Consider the following 18,182-nt stretch of genomic DNA (forward strand, 5'->3'; position numbering starts at 1 on the left):
GTCACACCTCGCCCTGGATGACCAGCAAGTCCTGCCCCGACGCGACCTGACCGCCGGTGCGGCAGCTCATCTGGATCACTTCACCGTCACACGGCGCAACCACGGCGATCTCCATCTTCATCGACTCGATCACCACCAGCGTGTCGCCCGCCTTCACCTTGCTGCCCACTCCGGCCGGGATCGCCCACACGTTGCCGGCCACATGCGCGGCGACGGCACGGCTGCCCGGCGGCAGGTCGAGTTCACTGTCTGTGCCCGCTTCCGCCACGCTGCTGTCGCTGGCGTATTCGGCCTGACCGTTGGCTTTCCACATCTCGCGCTCGGCCGCGAACGCGGCGCGTTGCGTGTCGCGGAACGCGCTGATCTCGCGGTCGTTGTCTTGCAGATACTGGTTGTAGTCCTTCAGGCTGAAGGTGCTCTCTTCGACCTTGAGCTGGAAGCGGCCGGCCACGAAGTCTTCGCGCATCTTCAGAAGTTCCTGTTCCGACACCGGATAGAAGCGGATCTGGTCGAAGAAGCGCAGCAGCCAGGGCTTGCCTTCCTTGAAGTCGGCCGTCTGCTTGTAACGGTTCCACATCTGCACGGTGCGGCCGACGAACTGATAACCGCCGGGGCCTTCCATGCCGTACACGCACATGTAAGCACCGCCGATGCCGACCGCGTTCTCCGGCGTCCAGGTGCGTGCCGGGTTGTATTTGGTGGTGACCAGACGATGGCGCGGATCGAGCGGCGTAGCGACCGGCGCACCGAGGTACACGTCGCCCAGCCCCATCACCAGATAGCTCGCCTCGAACACGATGCGCTTCACCTGCTCGATGTCGGCGATGCCGTTGATGCGGCGGATGAACTCGATGTTGCTCGGGCACCAGGGCGCATCCTTGCGCACCGACTGCATGTATTTCTCGATGGCCAGCTTGGTGGAAGGATCGTCCCACGACAGCGGCAGATGCACGATGCGCGTCGGCACGCGCATGTCGTCTATCGGCGGCAACTTCTTCTCCGCCTTGACCAGCATTTTCACCAGTGCCTCGCGCGCCAGCACACGGCTGTCGAAATGGATCTGCAGCGAGCGGATGCCCGGTGTCAGGTCGAGGATGCCGGGCAAGCTGCCGTCGGCCACTGCACCCTGCACCCATTCCATCAGCGCATGCACACGGAAGCGCAGGTTGAGGTCGAGCACCAGCGGGCCGTATTCGATCAGCAGATTGCGGTCGCCGGATTGGCGATACACCACCTGCACCTGTTCGCCCTTGGCCGGGATGGTATGCACGATGGGGCTGCCCATCTTTTGTGCAGCCGGGTAAGCGTCCTGCTTCTGCGGTAATTTCAGTTGAGCGATGGTCGCGTCCTGCAATTGCTCCAGATGGTTGGCCTGCTCCAGCGACATGAAACGGAAGCGCACCGTATCGCCCGGACGCAACTGGCCCATCTTCCACAGCTCGGCGTGAACGATGGTGACCGGGCACACAAAGCCGCCGAGGCTAGGGCCGTCCGGGCCGAGGATCACCGGCATGTCGCCGGTGAAATCCACCGCACCGATGGCATAGGCGTTGTCGTGGATGTTGGATGGGTGCAGCCCGGCCTCGCCGCCGTCCTGCCGCGCCCACTCCGGCTTGGGACCGATCAGACGCACGCCGGTGCGGCTGGAGTTGTAGTGCACTTCCCAGTCGGTGGCGAAGAAGGTCTCTATATCGGCCGGGGTGAAGAAATCCGGCGCGCCGTGCGGGCCGTACAACACACCGATCTCCCATTGCTTGCTGTAGCTCGGCAGCAGGTCGGACGGCAGCGCACGCGCGACATACGATTCAGACAGGGCGCCCAGATGCAGCACGTCGCCGACACGCAAGGTGCGCCCGCCGTGGCCGCCGAACTGACCCAGTGTGAAGGTGGACCTGCTGCCCAGATAGTCGGGCACATCGAATCCGCCCGCCACCGCGAGATAGCTGCGGCAACCGCCGCCCTGCACCGCGCCGAGGCCCAGCACGCTGCCTGCCTTCACCGCATGGCTGCACCAGAACGCCAGCGGCTCGCCATCCAGTTCGGCTTTCATCGCCGCGCCGGTCAGCGCGATGACCGTGTCGCTGTTGAACTTCAGCGTTGGGCCGGACACGGTCAGTTCCAGTCCGGCAGCCTCGGCGGCGTTGCCCACCAACTGGTTGCCCAGACGGAACGCCAGCGCATCCATCGGGCCGGAAGGCGGCACGCCGATGTTCCAGTAACCGAGTCGGCCGGGATAGTCCTGGATGCTGCTCTGCACGCCGGGTTCCAGCACGTCGAGGGTGTGCGGCTGATAGTGGAAACCGTTCAGGTAGCGCGTGGTTTGCCGACCTTCCGCGAACACATGGTCGGCCACGATCTGGCGCAGGTAATCGAGGTTGGTCTCGATGCCGTCCACCCGCGTCTCGGCCAGCGCCGCGCTCATCTTCTCCAGCGCGGACTCGCGGTTCATCGCCTTGACGATGATCTTGGCGATCATCGGGTCGTAGTAGGGCGGCACTTCGCTGCCGCGCTCCACCCAGGTCTCGTTGCGCGCCTGCACAGAGAATTCGACGCCGCTCAGCACACCGCTGGATGGTTGGAAATTCTTGTTGGGGTCTTCCGCATACAGGCGCACCTGGATGGAGGCACCCTTTGGCTTGATATCGATGCTCTCCAGCGCGGGCAATTCACCGGCGGCCTGCAACACCATCCACTCGACCAGATCGACGCCGGTCACTTCTTCGGTGACGCCGTGTTCGACCTGCAATCGCGTGTTCACTTCGAGGAAGTAGAACTCGCCGCTGAGTGCATCGAACACGAACTCCACCGTACCTGCCGACTGGTAGCCGACGGCTTTCCCCAAACGCACGGCAGTATCCAGCAGATGCTGTCTGACTTCCGGAGTGATGTTGGGCGCGGGGGTCTCTTCGATCACTTTCTGGTTGCGGCGCTGCACCGAGCAGTCGCGCTCGCCCAGTGCGATCACGTTGCCCTTACCGTCACCGAACAACTGCACCTCGATGTGGCGCGCATGCTCGACGTACTTCTCCAGATAGATGCCCGCGTCCTTGAAGTTGGCGCGCGCCAGATGTTCCACCGACAGGAACGCCTCGTTCAGTTCGTCCGCGCTCCAGCACAAGCGCATGCCGATGCCGCCGCCGCCGGCCGTGCTCTTGATCATCACCGGATAACCGATGCGTGATGCTTCGGCATGTGCATGGCCGACATCGCCCAGCAGCCCACTGCCGGGCAGCAGCGGCACGCCGTTCTGCTCGGCCAGTTCGCGCGCGGTGTGCTTGAGTCCAAAGCGACGCATCTGATCCGGTGTGGGGCCGATGAATACCACGCCCGCTTCCGCGCATTGCTCGGCGAAAGCCGCGTTCTCAGAAAGGAACCCGTATCCAGGATGGATAGCCTGCACACCCAACTTACGTGCGACTTCTAGGATGTGGTCGCCGCGCAGATAACTCTCGGCCGCAGCGGCGGCACCGATGCATACGGCTTCGTCCGCCATCTGCACATGCAGCGAACGGGTGTCGGCTTCCGAGTACACCGCCACGGAACGGACACCCATCTTCTTCAGGGTGCGGATGATGCGGCAGGCAATCGCGCCGCGGTTGGCTATCAATACTTTATCGAACATGGCTCTTCTTCCGAGTCGCAGGTCGTCCTGCGTGTTGGTCAGTCATCCGGTCGTCCGGATGCGTGGTGTCATTGCGCGACGGCATCCCAAATGAGCAACTGCACCGGCGTCGGGTTGTAGGCGTTGCAGGGGTTGTTCAGTTGCGGGCAGTTGGAGATCAGCACGAACACATCCATCTCGGCACGCATCTCCACGTATTTGCCGGGGGCGGAGATGCCGTCGGCGAAGGTCAGCTCGCCTTGCGGGGTCACCGGTACGTTCATGAAGAAGTTCACATTGGCGGTGAGGTCGCGCTTGTCCATACCGCAGTCGCAATGCCCCAGCGCGTGCAAAAAACTGTCGCGGCAACTGTGCATGTATTTCTTGTCGATGGCATAACGCACGGAATTGCTCTCGGCAGCACAGGCCCCCCCCAGCGTGTCGTGACGCCCGCAGGTGTCGGCGACGATGGTCATCAGCACATTGCCCTCGCTGGACAACAACTTCGTGCCGGCGGTCAGATAGAGGTTGCCCTGTTCGCGGATGGTATCCACCGCGCTGTAACGTTCTTCCGGATCACGTGCGTTGTAGAACAAGGTATCCACGGCCTGGTTTCCTTCCAGATCGAGGATGCGGAACACTTGTCCACACTTCACTTCATGCAGCCAAGATTCACCAGCGGGCAACACGCAGTCGTAGCTGGCGTGTTGCGGATTCAGATTGCTTTCAACGATAGTCATGTTCTCTCCTGCGCTCAGCGGAATAGCAGCTCAGTGTTGTAGAAGCCGCGCACGTTCTCGGGTCGGAAGTTGCGGCAAAGGTCTTGTTCGTCCGGTGTGCCGCAGCGCCATGCCTGCAGCAGTAGCGGCTTGGGGACGTACTCGAGATTCGGGTCCAGCGGATGCTGGGTGGCCGACAGCACCACCAGCACATTCATCTCGAAACGCAATTCGACGTAGTCACCCGCCTTGGAATGCTGGGCCGCGTAGTGCAGGGCACCGGTTTCATCGGCGCTGACTTTGCTGAACAGATTCACGTTGGGCACGATGTCGCGCTTGCCCAGTCCCCACTTACCCAGTTCGATCAGCATGCTGTCGCGCGCGTTGCGGTGCATGGCGTTGCGCGCCTGCTGATAGTCTGCCTTGCCGTATTTCTTCTCGACCAGCGCCGCGTTGCTCATACCGCTGATGGTGTCGTGCCAGCCCACGCTGTCGCCGATGACCGAGGCCAGCACGCGCCCCATGTCGGAATACAGCACGAAGCCGGTGGTGAGATGCGCGGTGTGCTGAGCCTTCAGCGTGTCCGGCATGTTGTAGCGTTCCAGCTTTTCTTCCTGGTAGTAGAACAGTGAGCTCAGGTTGGCGCCGCCTTCCACATCGGTGAGGCGCAGGGCAGTGCCGCGCTTCATCACGAAGGACCAGTGCGCACCGCCGGGGAGGGTCTCTTCCCACAGCAGGTTGGTTGGGGATAACGGTTCGGTCATGTAGCTGCTCCTTATTGCTGTTGTTCGGCTTGCCGGGTCATGCGCTCCAGCAGCTCGTAATCGGTGCGCATGCCGGCGGTCTCGCGGATACGATGCAGAATCGCCTTCTTCTGCTGCATGAACTCGGTCGATAGCTTCATGTCCTGATCGCGCTTAGCAGGCAATTCCACTGGGTAGATGCTGTCGATACGACCAGGACGCGGCGCCATCACCACCACACGCTGTCCTAGGTAGATGGCTTCTTCCACATCGTGTGTCACAAATACGATGGTGGTCTTTTCGAGTTTCGAGACATGCAGGATGAGGTCGTGCATCACTTCGCGCGTCTGCGCATCCAGCGCACCGAACGGTTCATCCATCAGCAATATCTGCGGACGTGGCAACAATGCGCGCGCGATGGCGACGCGCTGTTGCATGCCACCGGAGAGTTGATTGGGGTAGGCATCGCGCACATGGGTCAGCCCCATCAGATCGAGCAAGGCATCCGCCCGCCCTGATGCAACTTCGACATCAGCCGACGTGATGTCCGTGCGATGCACTTGCAATAAGCGACTGAATTTAATGTTCTCCATCACCGTAAGCCACGGGTAGAGGCTGTAATGTTGGAACACCATGGCACGATCGACACTCGGGCCGCTGATGGCTGAACCATCGACCGTGATACTGCCGGACGTGAGCGTCTCTAACCCACCGATGCAGCGCAATAGCGTTGACTTACCACAGCCCGAAGCACCGACGAACGTGACAAACTCATTACTGCCAATATCCAAGTCCACACCTTGCAATGCAACGATCTGGCGCTCACCGTCGCCAAAAGTCTTATTGGCCGCGTCTATACTGATTTTGGTATCCATGGTCGGCTCCATTATTTATACATCCAAGGAAAGCTCTTACGATGTAGCCAGCGGAACAACTGATCGATCGCTAAGCCTATCAATCCGATCAAAATGATCCCGGCAAAGATCTTGTCGGTTTGCATAAAGCGCTGCGCACGCAGGATGGAGTAGCCGAGGCCGGAATTGGCAGCGACTAGTTCGGCCACCACGAGATAAGTCCATGCCCAACCCATCGTCACCCGTAAGGTATCAAGCAAGGCAGGTTTGGCCGATTGCACGATCACCAGAGATACGATCTCGCTGCGGTTCGCCCCCATGGTCTGCGCGGCTTCGATCTGGGTGATGGGCACTCGGCGCACGTCTTCCGCCACCATCAACACCATCTGGAAGAAGGTGCCGATGAAGATGATGGCAATCTTGGAGCTCTCGTCGATGCCCACCCATAACATGACCAAGGGGATGAACGCGACGGCAGGCATATAGCGAATGAAATCCGTTAACGGCTCCAGCATGGCTTGCACGGGGCGGTAGGTACCTATCATCAGTCCCAGCGGGAGAGCGAACACAGCGGATAGCGCAAAGCCAGTAATGACTCGATAAGTACTGATCCAAATGTCGCGCATCAGATCGTCATCTTTGAACCAAGTATAGGCCGAGACAGGACCTCAGCCGGCCCCGGCATGAACACCTTGTCCATCCAACCACTGGCGGACACCCACCACCACGCAGCCAGCGGCAACAACATTCCAAGTAGAGCAAACAACAAATACGCACGACGACTCAACTGGCCGCGTATCACCCAGAGACCGCACCACCCAGCAATGATTCTGTGACATGACGACATGACAAACTCCTGAAAATAACAAAGCCCGAGAGGGTGCCAACAAACGTGGTCACATCCTCCCGGGCTTTTATCCCTCCGTGGAGCCTTGTCTCCGACAAGACCGAGAACTCTCGGACCAGACACCATTGGAGCGCATCCAATGATCGGAACCCTAGTTCTTCTGCAAGTAGCCAACCTTCACGATTGAGCTCCCTCGCTACAATTCAAAGCATCAAGTGTGCCAAGCCCTAAAAGCTTGCCAACTTATAGAAATCTACATCAATGAAGCCCATTGATCGCCCTCAACTAGTGCATCAAAACACTTGGATGCACTAGGGCGAAGCGCTCGCATCAAATCTACGGCTGAACCCACCCACTCAAACTGTTCGGCTCAACTTTTCCACAAAACTCACTAACTCTTTTGCCAACGGAGCGACGATGGTCAGCGGCTCGCCGCTCAGAGGGTGGTTAAAACTGATCGAGTGGGCGTGTAGGAACATGCGTTTCAAGCCTTGCTTCATCAGTGTCTTGTTCAGAGCAAAGTCACCGTATTTGTCATCTCCTGCGATGGGGTAACCTAGATGAGAAAGGTGGACACGAATCTGATGAGTACGACCAGTCTTGAGCTCAGCTTCAAGTAAGGTGTAATCGCCGAATGATTGCTTGAGGTTGAACACGGTATGCGCCTGCTGGCCATCCTCGCGCACCATCACGCGCTTCTCGCCTTGTGGCGTATCAAATTTGTACAGCGGCAGTTTGACGTGCTGGCGTGCGTTCTTCCAGTCGCCCACGACCAGAGTCAAATAGCGCTTGTCGCTATTGCCCTCTCGCATGATCTCGTGCATCGCGGTCAGCGCGGAACGCTTCTTGGCGATGAGCAACACGCCAGAGGTCTCTCGATCCAATCGGTGTACCAACTCCAGAAATTTTGCTTCCGGCCTAGCACGACGCAGTTGCTCGATGACACCGAAGCTGACTCCACTGCCACCATGCACCGCAGTACCGGCAGGCTTGTCGATGACCAGCAGCGCGTCATCCTCGAACACGATGGGAAATTCATTGGATGGCACGAAGGCCTCGACCTCCGCACGCGCAGCCACGCGCACCGGCGGAATGCGCAGCAAGTCGCCGAGTTGCAGCCGATAAGTCTGATCTATACGCTTCTTATTGACGCGAACTTCGCCTCGCAGAATGCGATAGATATGACTCTTCGGCACGCCCTTGAGATGGCGGATCAGGAAGTTGTCGATACGTTGCCCCGCCCCGCCTTCATCGACTTCAACGAAGGTGACAGATTCTTTGCTTAACTGGTTCATATTGAATATACTCGCGGCTCGCGTTACGGTAGCGGCACGAGACGAGAGGCGCAACCTCCGTCCCGATGACCCGGCAACACGTTGCCTTCGCTCCCGCGCCCCCGGTTAATGTCTCTCACCGGATGGTAAGCCCCCGATGAAACGCCCCGATGGAACCATCTCTTGGCGTGCTCCGCAGTGGAGCAAGTCGGCAGCTTCCCGTAAAAGCAGTGATGGTAATTGATTTACGCGCTCAAAGCACTGCGGAATTTTAGTGATGTCGCACACATAATCGCGACATCAGTTTTGACATAACTACTCAGAGCTCCAGATTTGAACCGCCTTCGGCCCACATTACAACTTGCTGATAGCAATAAAGATTTTCTGGCGCGCGGTTAACCGCGTGTAGCAGTGTCCTGCCCGTGTCAGAGCGCGGGAGAGAATAAAAATGAAACGTATGCTGTTCAATGCGACACAGCCGGAAGAACTCCGTGTCGCCATTGTTGACGGTCAGAAGCTGATCGATCTCGACATTGAAACTGCCGGTAAAGAGCAACGCAAAAGCAATATCTACAAAGCCACGATCACTCGCATCGAGCCTAGCCTAGAAGCCTGTTTCGTCGAATACGGCGGCACCCGCCACGGCTTTCTCCCCTTCAAGGAAGTCGCTCCTCAATTCTATCAACCTGGTGTCACTGGGCGACCTTCCATCAAAGAAGCACTGAAAGAAGGCCAGGAGTTACTGGTTCAAGTAGAAAAGGACGAGCGCGGCAACAAGGGTGCGGCACTAACCACCTACATCAGCCTAGCCGGCCGATATATCGTGTTGATGCCGAACAACCCCAGCGGCGGCGGCGTTTCACGCCGAGTCGAAGGCGAAGACCGCAACGAGCTGCGCGAAGTTTTGAGCCACCTCGAAGTGCCGCAAGGCATGAGTATCATCGCTCGCACCGCAGGTATCGGTCGCAACGAAGAGGAACTCCAGTGGGACTTGAACTACCTCAAGCAGCTGTGGGATGCCATCGAAGGCGCCGCCAACAGTGAGAAAGCACCCTCACTGATCTATCTAGAAAGCAGCTTGGTAGTTCGCGCCATCCGCGATTACTTCCACCCCGAGATCGGTGAGATTCTGATCGATACCGACGACATCTTCCAGCAAGCACAAGCTTTCATGGGCACAGTGATGCCAGCCAACGTGAACCGCATCAAGCGCTATCACGATGACGTGCCACTGTTCTCACGTTTCCAGATCGAACACCAGATCGAGTCCGCACACGCCCGTCAGGTCAACCTGCCGTCCGGCGGCGCCATCGTGATCGACCACACCGAAGCGTTGACGGCCATCGACATCAACTCGGCGCGTGCTACACGTGGCAGCGATATCGAGACCACCGCGACCAATACCAATCTGGAAGCGGCTGACGAGATCGCACGTCAATTGCGTCTGCGCGACTTGGGCGGCCTGATCGTGATCGATTTCATCGACATGGAATCGAGCAAGAACCAGCGCGAAGTCGAGAACCGTTTGCGCGATGCGCTGCGTTACGACCGTGCCCGCGTCCAGACCGGCAAGATCTCACGTTTCGGCCTGTTGGAACTGTCGCGTCAGCGCTTGCAACCCAGCCTGAGCGAGCTATCCTACACGCCCTGCCCGCGCTGTAACGGCATCGGCCACATCCGTGGCACCGAGTCATCCGCGTTGCACATCCTGCGCATCATTCAGGAAGAGGCGATGAAGGACGGCAGCGCCGCCATTCACGTACAAGTTCCGGTCGATGTCGCCACGTTCTTGCTCAACGAAAAGCGCGCCGATATCCATCGCATCGAGTCGCGCCTGCGCGTCAACGTCACGCTCATTCCCAACCCGCACATGGAAACGCCGCACTACAGCGTCACCCGTCTGCGCCAGGACGATCTGACTGGTGATGTGCTGCAAGCAAGCTATAAACTGGTGGAAAAACCGGAAGAAGAGTCTTCGGTAAAATCCGCGCAGGAGGCCAAGGCCGTGCGTGCGCAGGCTGCCGTGCAAGGCATCACTCCCGCACAACCCGCGCCAGTACATATCGAGCCAGTAGCGCCGGTGGCTGCCGCGACCAAGCAATCGTCCATCTTTGGCAAGCTGTTTGGCTGGCTGACCGGCGATAAGGCTGAAGCTACGGTAGAAGAAAAACCAGCCGAAGAGAAACCGCGCAACGCCCAGCCACGCCGCGAGCGTGAAGGTAATCGCGACGGTGGCCGTGGTCGCAACAACCGCAATCGTCGTGACCGTGATGATGCACCTCGTGGTGAGCGCACTGAAAAGCCTGCCGAAAAACCGGCACGTCAGGAAGCTTCCAAGCCTGCTGAAACCCCCAGCGAACGTCCAGCCCGCGAGCCACGCCCACCGCGTGAGCCACGTCCGCCACGTGAGCCGCGTCAACCTCGCCCGGTGCCAGAACAAGCTGTCGCCGTAACCGAGGAAGTCGTTGTGGCCGCCGGCCCCGAAGCAAGTACCGAGCAAGCCACCGAGAACGGCGGCCGTGAAGCTGCTCGTCGTCGTGGCCGTCGCGGTGGTCGCCGTGAACGCGAACGTCGTGAGCAACAAACAGGCGAGAACGGTGAGAGCACGGTCATAAGCGAAGCCGTCGCAGTTGCTGAAACGGCGGAAGTCGTATCGACTCAACCAGAAGTTACTGAGCAAAAAGCTGAAGTTAGTGCCGTCATAGTTGAGGCTACCGAAGTCTCAGCACAGCCTACTACTGCTGTTGCCAGCACGGCTGAAGCAATGCCAGCGGTCGTCGTCGAAACAGCTACCATCGCTGTAGAGGCACCCGTCGTTGTCGAGACCGAAACCGTTGCTGAGAAACCTTCTGCTCCGAAAAAGGCTATCAAACCAGCGCAACCCGCTAGCGAACTGATTCAGATCGAAACCGATCCGATCAAGCGTACTACCGTGGTTGAACCGGCTCCAGTGGACGTTCCCCGCGCTGCGAATCGCCGTCGTTCCCGCCCACGCGAAGTGTTCGAGGAAACCGGTCCATTACAACTCGTGGAAACCCGCTCGCCTAAGTAACTAGCAGCCATCACGTCGGCCTCAACTAAGCAAATGCTCTAATCAAGCCAGCGCTTAGAAAGCCTAAGAGAAGCCCATCAAGTATCGATGGGCTTCTCTCTTTTGACTGCTAACAAAGCCCCCACTTGATGAGGGCTTTGTGATTCAATGGGTCAGGTAGGAACCAGTGAGTGCTCTCAGCCTCTACATTTTCTAGCCTCTTCATTCGCCGTAGAGTGCACCAATTTTCTTAAACGACGTTGCTGCTTTGCAGCATCCATTAAACAGTGGTGACTTCATGCTTCCATTCAAATCAGCTCAGTGTCTGCGCGTGCTGAAGCAATGCGCTTTTTCCATCTTGCTGCTTCCCCCCCTAGTAATGGCACAACCACTCGATACCGTCCCACACGTCGATCTCAATCGCTATTTGGGCAAGTGGTACGAGATTGCCAGCATCCCTCAGTATTTCCAACGTCAATGCGTACGAGATGTTTCTGCTGAATATGCCGCAGCAGGTGGCAATATCTCCGTCATCAATCGGTGCATTACCGCTAATGGCGAAACCAAGATAGCCCGAGGTCAGGCGCGTGTGGTGGATAAAGTCAGCCAAGCCAAGCTTGAGGTAACTTTCGTCAAATTATTTGGATGGCTATATTTGTTAGGCGGCGATTATTGGGTGATTGATTTGGCAGAGGACTATCGTTATGCGGTGGTTGGCCATCCCACTCTAAAATACGCGTGGATACTTGCTGCCAAACCGCAACTTTCAACAACTGATTTGGCCGGCATCGAAAGTCGCTTACAACAAAAGAATTACGACACATGTGGCATCTTGACCACGATACAAACGGGTGGCGCATCCGCCAAACAGCCACTTTGCGAAGCCGTACGCGCGAAGTGAGCAATAGTATCGACACCAGCAGCGCTGAATTGCAGAGTGCTAAATCTGCTCTTATGGGTACTCAATATCCTGCTCATTCCCCGCATAAAAGTCTTGCAGTTCGGTGAGCACGGTCTTGATTTTGATCTTCGAATATATTTTTTTGATTATGGTGCCTTTCAGCTCATTCATGCGTTCGCGCAGAATAAGCTGAAATTCCGGTGGGACCCTGTTAAGAAGCTTTTCCCAGCTCACCTCTACATCGGGACGTACTTCGCGAGTCTTTTCGATCAAGCTCTCTATTGCACGCTGTGAAGTACGCGCAACGATTATCCCTTCACCGGATATTGCAAAGATGATGGCGATGGCAATAGCTGCATTCGCATCCAGTTCAGAGTCAATGATCGGCCCAGCCGAGTTATGCTTGCGCAGCCATTGCGCACAGTCGATGAGCTGCTTATTGCGTTTTCTTTCCAACATCGCATTCATAAAGACCGTATCACCGTTCCAATTGGAGGCTGGGTCGGCGCTGCATACTTCCTTGAATATATCTTTAAGGTTGCGCTGCTGAATGAACGGGTCGTTGTCGAAATCAGAAATGAAGGCTACGTAAGGCAAGCCGGATAATTCCTTGATGTGGCGGAACCCCATCTGAAAGACATACTCCGCGCCGTGTTGCAGCAGAAATGAAAGCTTTGCATCCTTGCCATCTGAAATGCCGGCTAAGCTAAGCCCAAGCGAGATGCAACCGACTGATAGTTGGAGTGCATCTTGGAGGCCGTCGGCGGTTCTATCATTGGTAAACTTCTTAGCGACCAGCACAGTGATGCCGCAAAGCGCATCAAACAATGTCTCAGCCACATCACTATTTCCCGCACGTTGTGCAAGCACCTCTAATGCTTGCACCAACTGAGGCGGGCGACTTTCGAACTGGGCGATTTGCATAATTTTGGTCAGCAACAGACTAGGAGAATATGTCGTCACCCAAACTTGGGCGGCGTCCTTTTTTTGCAGTGCTCAGCGACTTGCTCGGCACCTGTTTGCGCAGACGTTGCAATAACTGTTTGGTCGAGCGGCTAATGGCAAACTCATGTCCACGATCTTCGTCGTCTTCATCCTCCTCATCACCCTCACTCGGCTCACGCCAAGCCTTTAATTGAGTCTCGCTAGGTACCCAGTCGGGAAATAGCTCGAACACTACACGCCCCCATGCCTCCTCATCAGCATGAGCAATCTCTAGCGCAAGTGGTGTAACGTCGTGATCCGAAGTCGTATGGCCGATGCGGCTCACGCCAAGATTATGGATATCATTGGCAATCTCGATGAATTCCTCGGTCGCTGTCGAGAACAACACGGCAAACGCCGTTGTACCCCAGTCAGTCGATAATGCTTCATGGATGAGTTCAGCACGTCGCTCTACGTCATCGCTAGAAAATATGACGCCGTGAATGTGTGCGAACAGCGATTCAGCCAATGCCTCCGGCTCATCCTCGATCTTATCGTCATCCCAAGAGGCAGCAAAATAAGCCAAACTCTCCGCCCATGCCTTGGCCGGAATGAGCAGCGTCGCTAAAGACAGCTTCCCGCCATCATAGGAGGAAAGGTGTAGTGAGGCTACTTGCGGCTCCATTGTGTTGAGCACCTCGACGACAGCAAGGTCTCCGAATTTCTCAGCCGTCTCGTTGATGGCCGCTTCAGCATGGTCTGCCGAGCCTGCCAATACCAGTTCGGTGATCTGAAGTTGTATAGCTGGCAGGTTCTTCGTATCAGGCATTCTCGTCTCCGCGCGCATCGAACAGATGCTCTATATTTTCACCTGCCGCCATTTGATCTTCATCCTCATCGTTGGCCTCGTTCTTATCTTCCTCAGCTTTCAACGCATCAAGAGAGTGATCCTCGTCTGACCAGCGCTTACCATTCTTGAACAAGAACGCGGTGATGATCGCCTTGCGGGCCAACTCAGGATTCGAGGTAATCACCGCCGCCAAGGCATCAGCAGCAGTCTTGTCAGCGCATGAGACCATCTTCGCGATCTTAGCCGCGTCGCCTTCGTCGTATTGCTGACCACCTTGCAACAAACCAGCGGCATCATCAAACTGCAAATGGTCAACCAAAGCAAAGCTCAACAGATTCACATCGTCAATCTCGCTGCCATTAGCGAATTCACTGAGCAATGAGTTGATAACGCGCTGATAGTTCTTACGGTCAGGCGGCTCGCCCAACGTATCTTCGATCTGGATGCCCAGCTCACGTGATTGATAAGCGAATTCGGGGTGGATTCTTTTCATAACTCTCTTCTGGCTGATTATCGGTCTTGATTCTGCAATTGAATTCCACAGCGCGTGAATAGTGATTTCCACAAGTTCTGCGCTTCACTCTCTGGATCAATGACAATACGATTATTGAGGCTGCTGTTATATTCAGCTCGCTTCTTCGGGTCGGACAGTAGCTCATACGCTCGCTTAATAGCGTTGAAACGGACTTCAGCGTTGGGGTTAGGATTCCTGTCTGGGTGGTGGCGCATGGCCAACGCACGGTAAGCTTTTTTGATGTCGTCGGTGGAGGCTGTCGGCGACACGCCAAGAATAGTGTAGGGATTTTCCAATGAGTTCCTCCTGCGAGCGCGGCATTTTACCTACTTAGCACCGGCTGGTGTAGATAGTATTAACGCTCCCATCCCACCACGTAACCATTGGGAAGCACAACGCGCAACAAAATCTCAAATTGCAGGGGCTCGAAGCATGGAGAGTTACCCTCCATGCGACAGCGATTCAAGGTCTAGAGAATGGAAAATATTAGCCCCTAAGAACAGCGAGGTGCTAGCCAAAAACTGACTAGCACCTCGCAACTCAAGCGACTCAACCAACAATGAGGTGGCTTCTGCGACCTACTGCATGAATAGGGCTCAGTACGCCATCCTATATCGCAAATCAGCGCCTAGAGTGAAAGTTGAACGCACCTACTCGAGTTAATGACCAACATAATAGGTACCGCTTCCGTACCCTCGGCTGATCTCAGATGAGGTGTAGCCTCTGTATTCGCCGGACTTGCTCTTCGCTGCGGCCACGTCATCGGCAATACCTACCAAGTCCTTGCGACCGGCTGACAGTTTCTTGGCGCGATCAAGCACGTCATCAGTTGCTCCGCTTTGTGCAGGAGTGCTGGCTGCTTCAGCCCCGAGGTTCTTTTGCAACTTGGCTGCGACAATCAGCAACAATGGATCCTTACGGGCATCACCCAATGCGATCAGTTTATTCGCCAGATCCATCTGCTCAATCACCGCCGGAGAAGGCGCAGCATCCTTTTTTGCATCCTCGGCCAAAGCCAGATTGATGCCACCCACCAACAGTACGCCTGCCACACCGACACCTGCCAATACTTTGTTCATTTGTATTCTCCTTCGGGATAATTAAGATGAGCAAGTCGCTCACAGCTGTTAAGACGCAGCCTAATGAAAAATGTCAGGACTGCATCAGGCTTTCTTAAAAGCATCTGAAAGCTTGAACGCAAGTTTACTCACAATTCCCTACGGCAACATCCCCTATTTAGCGAGCAAGCGGAGGAGAGTCTGAGGTAAGTGAGGAAACCATTGCGGAATTCTGTGGCATTCACGCGGCTCAATGACAGGCACTACATGGATGCGCTGAATTTGATTGCGAATGAGAGCAAGATATCGAATACCAATCTCGAAATGTTGTTCCGAGAAAAAGCCGAGTTCCTTCCAATCGCCTTCAAAAGGAAAATGGGCTAGACCATTTCTGATCTAACCCATTGTTTTATTGGTGCGCCGGAACTGATGAATCTGGGCACTGGGAAGCAGCAATCCCACTTCCATAAATAACTTGAGACGCGAACCGACACGGCCTAAAGATTCAATATATTTATTCGAATCCTAGGCCTTCGCCATTAATAAACCACATCGTGGTCACCGACATTGATGGGGATAATTTTCTCCTCCTGAATCAGTAATTCCAGCGTAATCCGATACGATAAATTGATAGAAACAGAATAAACACCTTGCAGCTTTCCATTCAATCCATGCAATCGCAGTGACGGGTGGAACGGATTCGCTTCGAGGAGTTGTAAGGTTTTAAGGTATTGCTGGCGTAAGTCAGGGTGCTTCTTCAACCAATGCACCGCACGTCTGGTGTAGGCATCGGTGAATACCAACGCATAACTCATACCAACTTATCCAGCCTTGATAAGTGAGCGTCAGCCGACTCTTCTACAACACGCCCAGCTTTGATGTCGGCACGCGTTTCCGCCAATGCAGCATCCAACTCGCACTCACGCAGGTAATTATATTGGGCGATATCCATCACCACAAATCGATCCTTCCCACGTACTGATACAACCGCCTCTGAGTGCAAGGCAAGCATGGCTTCGATTGCGGCCACCCCTTTTGTCTTCAATTCATTGGCACTGATATGTGACATGTTCAACTCCTAGGTAATACGATTGAGAAAGCATTCAACCACACTCTATATCGCACTGTAAAGCAGCCAATTCACAATAAGCTTGCGCAAGTCGCTGGGAGCGCCACCGAATACATTTGCTTTCTTGCCTAAACCGGATTGACTTAGAACCCCCAGCCCACCTCCACCCAATAGCGCCCACCGGGCTTATCGTTAGCCGAGGTCGGTTTAGTTTGTAGTGTCCGCCATGCACTTTGCAGGAAGAGGTAACCGCTATCCCCCAACCGGAAGCGGAGTCCAATACCCGCACCACCGATGACGGTCTGGTTAGTGCTCTTTACGGCAGGCCACGGTGAGGTGTTCTGAGTGCCATTGCCGTAGTCATAGAACACACTAGCTTGGGTGCTAGGGGTGAGTTGATGCTTGAGTTCGATGGTGGCCAGGAGGGCTTTGTCGGACATGGCTTCACTGGAGGGATACGCCCGCACTCCGTGCGCACCGCCGAGGACCATCTTCTCAGAGGGGTCGAGGTTACGACCTGGGTCGAGTTGGCCGTTGAGCGTGAGCAAGAGGCTGGTACGTTCCGAGCCTGGAATACCTTGTAGGCGTGTGTAGTTCCAGTTGATCTTGCTGAAATACCCCAGTGTCTTTGCACTTGCGGCGTCCATCGCACGATGTTGCGGACTGTTAAAGTCGAGTCGTCCTTGGGTGTAGCTTAGGCTCCACAGATTAACCGCTCGGTCACGCCAGTCACCGTTAGCGGTATAGCTGTGACTGAAGCTGCCGCGTTGATTGGTGTCACCGGTGCTCACCACCTCGTCACGAACCATCTTCTCCTGATAACGATATTCCAAGGTGAGGTTCTTGGCATCACTGCGGATCACCGGATAGTTGGCATACAGGGCATTGGTGCGTGTGGCACCTTGTGAGCCGGAGGCTGCAAACTCCCGCCCGAGGCGGTATTCGATTTCGCTGTGCTCGATGCCTACCCTGCCCTGTCCGGTCCAGTACGTGGGAAGTTGGAACTGGGCTTGGTTGTAACGCATGCCGAATCCACCGTACAGCAGGTTAGCCGAGAGCTTTTCTCCATAGCCGGTGAGGTTGTTGATCTCGGGATGGAGCATGAATCGGTTGCCGTAACCGGTATAGCGATTGCCTTGGTTGTCGGCGCTGAGTTGCGCGGACAGGATGGGACGATCAGTCAGGGTGATGTCCACATCGGTGAAGCCGGGGTCTTTCCCGGGATTGAAGGCAGTTTGTGCCATCACGCCGGGAATGTCATTGAGCAGTAAGGTACTGCGCTCCAGTGGCGTCTGCTCCAACACGTCGCCCGCTGTCATCTTAGGCAATCTTTTCTTCGCGGCAACCTCCTTAAGGCGGGAGGTGTTGTTTAGGTGGAGCTCTCCTAAGTAGCCTTCCAACACGCGGATCTCGACGTTGCCATCCTCGCCGATGGTTTGTTCAGGCAAGAAGGCGTAGGCAGCAGGATAGCCGTGAGCATGATAGTAGTCGGTAATGCGTTGGGTGCGCGCTTTGAGTTCAGCCAAGCTAATGGATTGCTCCAAGATGTCCGACAGCATCTTGAGCAGGATGTCCTCGCTAAATACGCTGACATTAAGCAAGGTGATCCGGTGGACGGTGAATCGGATCGCTTGATCCTGCTCGCTGCGACTGTCTGGCGCTTGCTGAGGAGCGATGCCGGAGTCTTCCGCTGGCAACACCGGTGCACGTTGGTCGCGCTCGATCTGCTGGAGCAATGAGCCCGCATCAATCGCAGGCGCGGCCCAAGCCGTCTGGGTGACAGCCCACGCTGCCAAT

At 56.1% G+C, this 18,182-nt stretch carries 17 protein-coding genes and 1 riboswitch; of the genes, 2 read left to right on the forward strand and 15 right to left on the reverse strand.

The window, feature by feature from the left end; translation table 11 throughout:
• Position 1: 1 nt before the first annotated feature.
• The 7 genes from uca to OYT1_RS08360 form a co-directional block, all read right to left on the reverse strand.
• Complete coding sequence (gene uca, locus OYT1_RS08335; RefSeq protein ID WP_062625922.1) at positions 2–3,622, reverse strand: urea carboxylase; 3,621 nt, start codon at positions 3,620–3,622, stop codon at positions 2–4.
• A gap of 68 nt (positions 3,623–3,690) precedes the next feature.
• A complete protein-coding gene (locus OYT1_RS08340) occupies positions 3,691–4,341 on the reverse strand; it encodes an urea amidolyase associated protein UAAP2 (protein ID WP_062625923.1) in 651 nt (216 codons plus the stop codon).
• Between the two features lie 14 nt (positions 4,342–4,355).
• The gene (locus OYT1_RS08345) at positions 4,356–5,084 is read right to left on the reverse strand and encodes an urea amidolyase associated protein UAAP1 (RefSeq protein ID WP_062625924.1); all 729 of its coding nucleotides are present in this window, start codon (positions 5,082–5,084) and stop codon (positions 4,356–4,358) included.
• Between the two features lie 11 nt (positions 5,085–5,095).
• Positions 5,096–5,938: an ABC transporter ATP-binding protein gene (locus OYT1_RS08350; protein WP_084611923.1), complete on the reverse strand. Its 843-nt coding sequence runs from the start codon at positions 5,936–5,938 to the stop codon at positions 5,096–5,098.
• A gap of 11 nt (positions 5,939–5,949) precedes the next feature.
• Positions 5,950–6,543, reverse strand: a complete 594-nt coding sequence (locus tag OYT1_RS08355) for an ABC transporter permease (protein ID WP_232013149.1) — start codon at positions 6,541–6,543, stop codon at positions 5,950–5,952.
• On the reverse strand, positions 6,543–6,764 hold the full coding sequence (locus OYT1_RS13885; RefSeq protein ID WP_232013150.1) for a hypothetical protein: 222 nt from the start codon (positions 6,762–6,764) through the stop codon (positions 6,543–6,545). Before OYT1_RS13885 ends, OYT1_RS08355 begins: the two co-directional genes overlap by 1 nt.
• 54 nt (positions 6,765–6,818) lie before the next feature.
• Positions 6,819–6,930, reverse strand: a riboswitch (guanidine-I (ykkC/yxkD leader).
• Between the two features lie 190 nt (positions 6,931–7,120).
• The gene (locus tag OYT1_RS08360; RefSeq protein WP_062625926.1) at positions 7,121–8,059 is read right to left on the reverse strand and encodes an RluA family pseudouridine synthase; all 939 of its coding nucleotides are present in this window, start codon (positions 8,057–8,059) and stop codon (positions 7,121–7,123) included.
• A 427-nt stretch (positions 8,060–8,486) separates the two neighbouring features.
• On the opposite strand from OYT1_RS08360, the gene OYT1_RS08365 reads away from it, so the two are divergent.
• Together OYT1_RS08365 and OYT1_RS08370 are read left to right on the forward strand one after the other, a co-directional pair.
• Positions 8,487–11,090 (forward strand): Rne/Rng family ribonuclease, encoded by a 2,604-nt coding sequence (locus tag OYT1_RS08365; RefSeq protein WP_062625927.1) that lies wholly within the window; start codon positions 8,487–8,489, stop codon positions 11,088–11,090.
• 277 nt (positions 11,091–11,367) lie between these two features.
• On the forward strand, positions 11,368–11,970 hold the full coding sequence (locus OYT1_RS08370) for a lipocalin family protein (protein ID WP_197714075.1): 603 nt from the start codon (positions 11,368–11,370) through the stop codon (positions 11,968–11,970).
• Positions 11,971–12,021: 51 nt separating this feature from the next.
• Here OYT1_RS08370 and OYT1_RS08375 read toward each other — a convergent pair whose 3' ends face one another.
• From OYT1_RS08375 to OYT1_RS08410, 8 genes are all read right to left on the reverse strand, one after another.
• Positions 12,022–12,894, reverse strand: coding sequence for a hypothetical protein (locus OYT1_RS08375; protein WP_062625928.1), 873 nt, complete (start codon positions 12,892–12,894; stop codon positions 12,022–12,024).
• Positions 12,895–12,913: 19 nt separating this feature from the next.
• A complete protein-coding gene (locus tag OYT1_RS08380; protein WP_062625929.1) occupies positions 12,914–13,723 on the reverse strand; it encodes a hypothetical protein in 810 nt (269 codons plus the stop codon).
• Positions 13,716–14,237 (reverse strand): hypothetical protein, encoded by a 522-nt coding sequence (locus OYT1_RS08385; RefSeq protein ID WP_062625930.1) that lies wholly within the window; start codon positions 14,235–14,237, stop codon positions 13,716–13,718. The genes OYT1_RS08380 and OYT1_RS08385 overlap by 8 nt, the downstream gene beginning before the upstream one ends.
• A gap of 17 nt (positions 14,238–14,254) precedes the next feature.
• Complete coding sequence (locus tag OYT1_RS08390; RefSeq protein WP_062625931.1) at positions 14,255–14,554, reverse strand: DnaJ domain-containing protein; 300 nt, start codon at positions 14,552–14,554, stop codon at positions 14,255–14,257.
• Between the two features lie 363 nt (positions 14,555–14,917).
• On the reverse strand, positions 14,918–15,337 hold the full coding sequence (locus OYT1_RS08395; protein ID WP_062625932.1) for a hypothetical protein: 420 nt from the start codon (positions 15,335–15,337) through the stop codon (positions 14,918–14,920).
• 518 nt (positions 15,338–15,855) lie between these two features.
• The gene (locus OYT1_RS08400) at positions 15,856–16,131 is read right to left on the reverse strand and encodes a type II toxin-antitoxin system RelE/ParE family toxin (protein WP_062625933.1); all 276 of its coding nucleotides are present in this window, start codon (positions 16,129–16,131) and stop codon (positions 15,856–15,858) included.
• Entirely contained in the window at positions 16,128–16,385 is a 258-nt protein-coding gene (locus OYT1_RS08405) for a prevent-host-death protein (RefSeq protein ID WP_062625934.1), read from the reverse strand. The genes OYT1_RS08400 and OYT1_RS08405 overlap by 4 nt, the downstream gene beginning before the upstream one ends.
• 143 nt (positions 16,386–16,528) lie before the next feature.
• Positions 16,529–18,181, reverse strand: a complete 1,653-nt coding sequence (locus tag OYT1_RS08410; protein WP_062625935.1) for a ShlB/FhaC/HecB family hemolysin secretion/activation protein — start codon at positions 18,179–18,181, stop codon at positions 16,529–16,531.
• Position 18,182: the final 1 nt, after the last annotated feature.

It is taken from the genome of Ferriphaselus amnicola (assembly GCF_000974685.2).
Taxonomy (GTDB): Bacteria; Pseudomonadota; Gammaproteobacteria; order Burkholderiales; family Gallionellaceae; genus Ferriphaselus; species Ferriphaselus amnicola.